A 5,805-nucleotide genomic window follows, 5' to 3' on the forward strand; every position below is an offset into this window, starting at 1 on the left:
GATCCGCGCTACGCCCCCGGCAATTTCGAGGCGAACCTGAAACTGGTCGACGTCGTGAAGGATATCGCCGCCGCGCATGGCGCCAGTGCCGCACAGGTGGCGCTGGCGTGGCTGCTCGCGCAGGGCGACGATATCGTCCCGATCCCCGGTTCGAAACGACGGGTGACGATGACGGACAGCGTCAAGGCTGCCGAACTCTCGCTGAGCGCCGACGATCTTGCCCGCCTCGACGCCGCCGCTCCGCGCGGTGAGACGGCCGGGCCGCGCTATGGCGAGCAGCAATTGAAGATGGTGCGGATCTGATCGACGCGCTCCCCGCCGGCCCGCCGCCGGGGAAGCCGGAACCTATTGACAATCAGGTCAGTAATCACTTACTAACATATTTGTCAGTAGTAGTGTGAGTCATGGCGACCCTTCCCCCCTTCCCCGGCACCAGCGGGCGGCGCGACTGGCGCACTGCGGGTGATGCCGTCCGCAAGCTGATGGCCAATGCCGACGATACGCAGCAGGTGTTCCGCATCATGCGCGCGCTCAACGTCGGTAACGCGCCGCAAAATTATGCACGGCTGATCGCCACCGAGGAGGGTGGACGGATCGCCTATGAGCGCGTCGAACTGGCGCAGCGCTTCTCCGATCCCGCATTCGTGGCCAGCTTCGCGCCCGGCACCGTCGGCGCTGCCTATCGCGACTTTCTCGACACCACCGGCTATTCGGCCGATGGCCTGGTCGAGGTGAGCAAGCTCGACGGCGATGGCGAGGCGCAGCACCATCCCTATGCCTGGATGGGCCGCCGCATCCGCGACACGCATGATATCTGGCACGTCCTGACCGGCTATCAGGCCGACGAACCGATGGGAGAGGCGGCGCTGGTCGCGTTCAGCTTCGCGCAGGTCGGCGGGCTCGGCTGGGCGGTGATCGCCACCGCCGCGTCGCTTAAGAGCCTGGGCGTTGCGAAGAACCGGCTGTTCGCCGATGCGGTGTGGGAGGGCTATCGCCGCGGCCGCGCCGCCGCCTGGCTGCAGGGCGAGGATTATCTACGGCTGATGCATGAGCCGATCGAGGCCGCCCGGGCGCGGCTCGGGCTTGGCGAGCCGCTCGCCTATCGTCGCGCGCAGCGCGAGCTGGGCCCGGCGATGGCGGAATTCCTGAAGCAGCGGCGCGAGGCGCATCCCGCCGCCGCCGCGGCGTGATCCGTCAGGCGGGCGGGCGGCGCGCTCCGATCGCATAGATCGCGCATCCCAGCCAGATCAGCGCAAAGGTGACGAGGTGCACGGGCCGCAGCGGTTCCCGGAACAACAGCACCGCCTCCAGAAATTGCAGCGTCGGCGCGATATATTGCAACAGCCCCATGGTGCTGTAGCGTAATCGTCGCGCCGCCGCCGCGAACAGCAGCAGCGGCACCGCGGTCACCACCCCCGCCAGGATCAACAACAGGTCCAGCCGGTGGTCGTGCCCGAACGCGCCCGTCCCGCCCGCCTGCGCGAACGCGATCACGCCCAGCGAGGGCAACAGCAGCAGCGCGGTTTCCACCGTCAGGCCGCCGAGCGCGTCGATCGCCGCCACCTTGCGGATCAGGCCATAGCCGCCGAAACTGAGCGCGAGCGTGAGCGAGATCCACAACGCGCCGCCACCCGACGACACACCGTCGATGCCCAGTATCACGACGCCCACCGCCGCCACGGCGACCGCCACCGCCTGCACCGGCGCGATCCGCTCGCGCAATACGATCAGGCCCAGCGCCACATTGACCAGCGGATTGATGAAATAGCCGAGGCTCGCCTCCAGCACATGGCCGTGCTGCACCGACCAGATATAGACCAGCCAGTTGATCGCGATCAGCACCGCCGAGGCACATAGCAGTGCCAGCGTCCGCCCCCGCGCCGCGCGCAGGATCGCGCCGCCACGCCGCATCACCAGCACCACCCCGAGCAGCAACAGCAGCGACCACACCACGCGATGGGCCAGCACCTGCCCCGACGGAACCTCGCGCAGCAGTCGCAGATACAGCGGCAGCAATCCCCAGATGGCATAGGCCCCGATGCCAAGGAACAGCCCGCCACGCATATGATGTGTCCGATCCATCCGCGCGCCATCCACGCTGCGGCGCAGCAAAGCAAGCGCAGGACGAGGGAAATGGGTATGGCAGGCGGCGCCGGCGCCGGACCCACCGTCACTCGCGGCGCTTGTTGGGCCGCGCCGCACCTCCTAGGACCGCGGGCGATGCTACGGCGCCTCGTCCTCACCGATGTCCGCAATCACCATGCCCTCACGCTGGCGCCAGCGGCGGGGTTCGTGATCCTGACGGGCCCTAACGGCGCGGGCAAGACCAACGTGCTGGAAGCGGTATCGCTGCTGACCCCGGGACGCGGGCTGCGCCGCGCGCCGCTGTCAGAGGTGGCGCGTCATGACGGCCCCGGGGGCTTCGGCATCGCCGCGACGCTGGCGGACGGCACCGAGCTGGCGACCGGTACGCTGGCGACGGCGCCCGAGCGGCGGGTGGTGCGCGTCAACGCCGCCGCCGCGAGCGCCGGCGCGCTGGCCGAGCGGATCGCGGTGCTGTGGCTGACGCCCGCGATGGACCGGCTGTTCACCGATACGGCGAGCGAACGGCGGCGCTTTCTCGATCGGTTGACGCTGGCGTTCGAACCGCGCCATGCGCGCCACACCAGCCGATACGATGCCGCGATGCGCGACCGCAATCGCCTGCTCGCCGAAGGGCAGGCCGACGGCGACTGGCTGTCCGCGCTGGAGGCGCAGATGGCGGAGCATGGCGCCGCACTGGCCGACGCGCGCGCGCGGACCGTTTCCGCGCTGCACGCCGCGCTGTCACGCCATCCGCGCGGCGACATCGCCCATCCTTCTGTGTCGCTCGACGGATGGGCCGGCGGTGCCGGGGAATTGGCGGAGGCGCTGCGCCACGGCCGGGCCCGCGACGCCGCCGCGGGGCGGACGCTGATCGGGCCACACCGCGGCGACCTGATCGTCCGCCATTGCGACAAGGATCAGCCGGCGGCGCTCGCCTCCACCGGCGAACAGAAAGCGATGCTGCTCGCGATCGTGCTGGCGCATGCCGAACTGGTGGTCGAGCACACCGGGCGCGCGCCGGTGCTGTTGCTCGACGAGGTCGCCGCGCATCTCGACCCCGCCCGCCGCGCCGCGCTGTTCGAGCGGCTCGACACGCTGGGCCAGGTGTGGATGACCGGGACCGAACCCGCCTTGTTCGACGCCATCGGCGCCGCGACGCGGATCACGCTGTGAAATTCGTCGCATTGCGCGTTATGGCGTTGGATGATGATGAGGTTGTTCTGATCCCTGCTTTTTCCGAATGTCGGCGACCGTGACGCGGTCGCATATGGGCGCCGCTGGCGAATGGCGGCGCGGCTGGCCGCTGGTCGCGGCGGCGATGCTCGGTTCGGGGCTGGGCCCCGGCCTGTACCAGAATCTGTCCAGCCTGTTCACGCCGGGACTCCAGCAGGATTTCGGCTGGTCGCGCGGCCAGATCGCCACCGCCGCCGGGGTGGCGCTGACGGGCGCGCTGGCCGCCCCGCTGGTCGGCCGGATCGCCGATCGCGCGGGCGTACGCCCCGTGATCGTGGCTTCCATGGCGGTGCTGGCGCTCGGCTATGTCGTCCTCGCGCTCGGCCAGGGGGGCTTGTGGCAATATGAAATGGGGGTGCTGCTGATCGTGCTGGCCCTGCCGGGGACGAGCAGCCTGGCGTTCGGCAAGCTGATCGCGGCGCGCTTCAAGCGGCATCGCGGCATGGCGCTGGCGCTGGGAACCTCCGGGCTGGCGCTGGCCACGATGATCGCCGCCCCGCTGCTCGGCTTCGTCGTCGATCGCTTTGGCTGGCGGATCGGTTTCGTCGTGCTGGCGCTGGCGGGGCTGATCCTCGCGCTGCCGCCGATTCTGCTGGCGATCCGTCATCTGGCGCTGGCGAGCGGTCCCGTCACCGCCGCCGAGGAACCTGCAGCGGTCGAAGGTGTCAGCGCGGCGACGGCGCGGCGCGATCCGCGCTTCCTGCTGATGGTACTGTCCGCGCTGCTGATCAACGCCGCGACGACGGGGCTGGTAACGCAATTGGTGCCGATCGGCATCGATCGCGGGCTGAGCCCGGCTCGCGCCGCGCTGTTGCTGACCGCGTTCGGCACCAGCGCGATCGCCGGCCGGCTGCTGGTCGGCGCGCTGATCGACCGGTTTCGCCCCCAGCCGGTGGCGGCGGCGGTGGCGATGGTCAGCGCATTGGCGTTTCTCGCGCTCGTTTATGCGCCCGGCGGATTCGCGATGCTGATCGTCGTCATCTTCCTCGCGGGGCTGATGAACGGGGCGGAGAACGATCTGTTGCCGTTCCTGGCGGCGCGGCTGTTCGGCCTGCGCGCCTATGCCGAGATCTACGGCACCGCGATGCCGATCGCGCTGCTGGGAACGGCGATCGGCATCGTCGGGTTCGGACGCCTCCACGACTGGACCGGGGGCTATGGCGTCGCGCTCGCGCTGGGCGCGGCGGCGCTGTTCCTGGCGGGGATCTGTTTCCTGCTGGTGCCTGACGAGGCGCGGCCACGCCGGGACGGCACGAGCGGTTGATCCGTCGCCGCTCGATGACTTTTCGGGCGGGGTGGCGAAGGTGCGGAACCGCTTGCCAGCATCGCGGACCCGCCTAGTCTTCCGGCATGGAGAGAATGGCGAATCGCGCCGCGGCCGCGCAGGAATGGCGGCGCGGCTGGCCGCTGGTGCTGGGCGCGCTGATCGGGATCGGCGCGGGCCCGGCGCTGTTCCAGAACCTGTCCAGCCTGTTCGTGCCCGGGATGATCGAGGAATTCGGCTGGTCACGCGGCGAAATCGCCACCGCGGCGGGACTGGGGCTGGCCGGCGGGGTCGCGGTGCCGTTTCTCGGGCGGCTCGGCGATCGTATCGGCATCCGCCCGCTGATCGTCTTTTCCATGCTGTTGCTGGGGGCCGCCTATTGTGGCTTCGCGAGCATGACGGGCGCGCTGTGGGAATATCAGTTGCTGGTGCTGATGCTCGCCCTGGCAGTGCCGGGCACCGGCGCGGTCGCCTATGGCAAGCCGATCGCGCATTGTTTCGTCGCGCATCGCGGCCTCGCGCTCGGCGTCGCCACATCGGGCATCTCGATCACGACGCTGGTCGTGCCGCCAGGGATCGGCTGGGTCATCGCTGGCTATGGTTGGCGCGGCGGGTTCGTCGCGCTGGCGGTCCTGACCACGCTGGTGGCACTGCCGCTGGTGCTGCTCGCGATCCGCACCGCACCGCTTTCCCCCACCCGGCCCGATCCCGACGCGGCGATCGCCAGCGCCCCGGTCGTGGGGATGACCGGCGGCGAGACGCGGCGCGACAGTCGTTTCTGGCGGCTGGGTGCGATCGCTTTCTGCATCAACACCGCGACGGTCGGGCTGGTGACCCAGCTGGTGCCGTTCGGAATCGATCGCGGCCTTTCCGCGGGCCAGGCGGCGTTGCTCCTGGCCTCCTTCGGCGCGTCGCAGATCGTCGCGCGCCTCGCGATCGGCGCGATGGTCGATCGTTTCGCCCCGCAGCGGACCGCGGCGACGGTGGCGCTGTTGTCCGCGATCGCCTTCGCGCTGCTCGAGCTTCACGCGCCGGGCTTCGCGCTGCTGATGATCTTGGTCTTCTTCGCGGGATTGATGAACGGCGCGGAAAACGATCTGTTGCCGTTCTTCACCGCGCGGCTGTTCGGCATCCGCGCTTATGGCGAAGTCTATGGGTCGCTCGTCCTGATCGCGCGGGCCGGCACCGCGACCGGGATTGTGGGCTTCGGGCGATTGTATGAC

Annotated in this window: 6 protein-coding genes; 5 read left to right on the forward strand and 1 reads right to left on the reverse strand. The window is 69.8% G+C overall.

Going from position 1 to position 5,805, the window contains the following annotated elements; genetic code table 11:
- Window positions 1–303 (forward strand): aldo/keto reductase (locus ACFDSW_RS14095; protein WP_375250913.1); only part of this gene is annotated, 303 nt, incomplete at its 5' end.
- A gap of 101 nt (window positions 304–404) precedes the next feature.
- A complete protein-coding gene (locus ACFDSW_RS14100) occupies window positions 405–1,190 on the forward strand; it encodes a Coq4 family protein (protein ID WP_375250914.1) in 786 nt (261 codons plus the stop codon).
- Window positions 1,191–1,194: 4 nt separating this feature from the next.
- On the opposite strand, the gene rarD is transcribed toward ACFDSW_RS14100, so the two are convergent.
- Entirely contained in the window at window positions 1,195–2,082 is an 888-nt protein-coding gene (gene rarD / locus ACFDSW_RS14105; RefSeq protein ID WP_375250915.1) for an EamA family transporter RarD, read from the reverse strand.
- 138 nt (window positions 2,083–2,220) lie between these two features.
- Between rarD and recF the strand changes: the two genes are divergently transcribed.
- The 3 genes from recF to ACFDSW_RS14120 form a co-directional block, all read left to right on the forward strand.
- The gene (recF, locus tag ACFDSW_RS14110) at window positions 2,221–3,258 is read left to right on the forward strand and encodes a DNA replication/repair protein RecF (RefSeq protein WP_375250916.1); all 1,038 of its coding nucleotides are present in this window, start codon (window positions 2,221–2,223) and stop codon (window positions 3,256–3,258) included.
- A 79-nt stretch (window positions 3,259–3,337) separates the two neighbouring features.
- Window positions 3,338–4,582: an MFS transporter gene (locus ACFDSW_RS14115; protein ID WP_375250917.1), complete on the forward strand. Its 1,245-nt coding sequence runs from the start codon at window positions 3,338–3,340 to the stop codon at window positions 4,580–4,582.
- 95 nt (window positions 4,583–4,677) lie between these two features.
- A partial coding sequence (locus tag ACFDSW_RS14120; RefSeq protein ID WP_375250918.1) for an MFS transporter occupies window positions 4,678–5,805 on the forward strand: 1,128 nt, incomplete at its 3' end.

The sequence above is a fragment of the Sphingomonas sp. genome (genome assembly GCF_042091075.1).
Lineage (GTDB): Bacteria > Pseudomonadota > Alphaproteobacteria > Sphingomonadales > Sphingomonadaceae > Sphingomonas.

Excerpts from the sequence above, each read along its gene's own strand:
- rarD (WP_375250915.1), bottom strand. The coding sequence starts at position 2,082 with ATGGATCGGACACATCATATGCGTGGCGGGCTGTTCCTTGGCATCGGG.
- ACFDSW_RS14100 (WP_375250914.1), top strand. The coding sequence starts at position 405 with ATGGCGACCCTTCCCCCCTTCCCCGGCACCAGCGGGCGGCGCGACTGG.
- recF (WP_375250916.1), top strand. The coding sequence starts at position 2,221 with ATGCTACGGCGCCTCGTCCTCACCGATGTCCGCAATCACCATGCCCTC.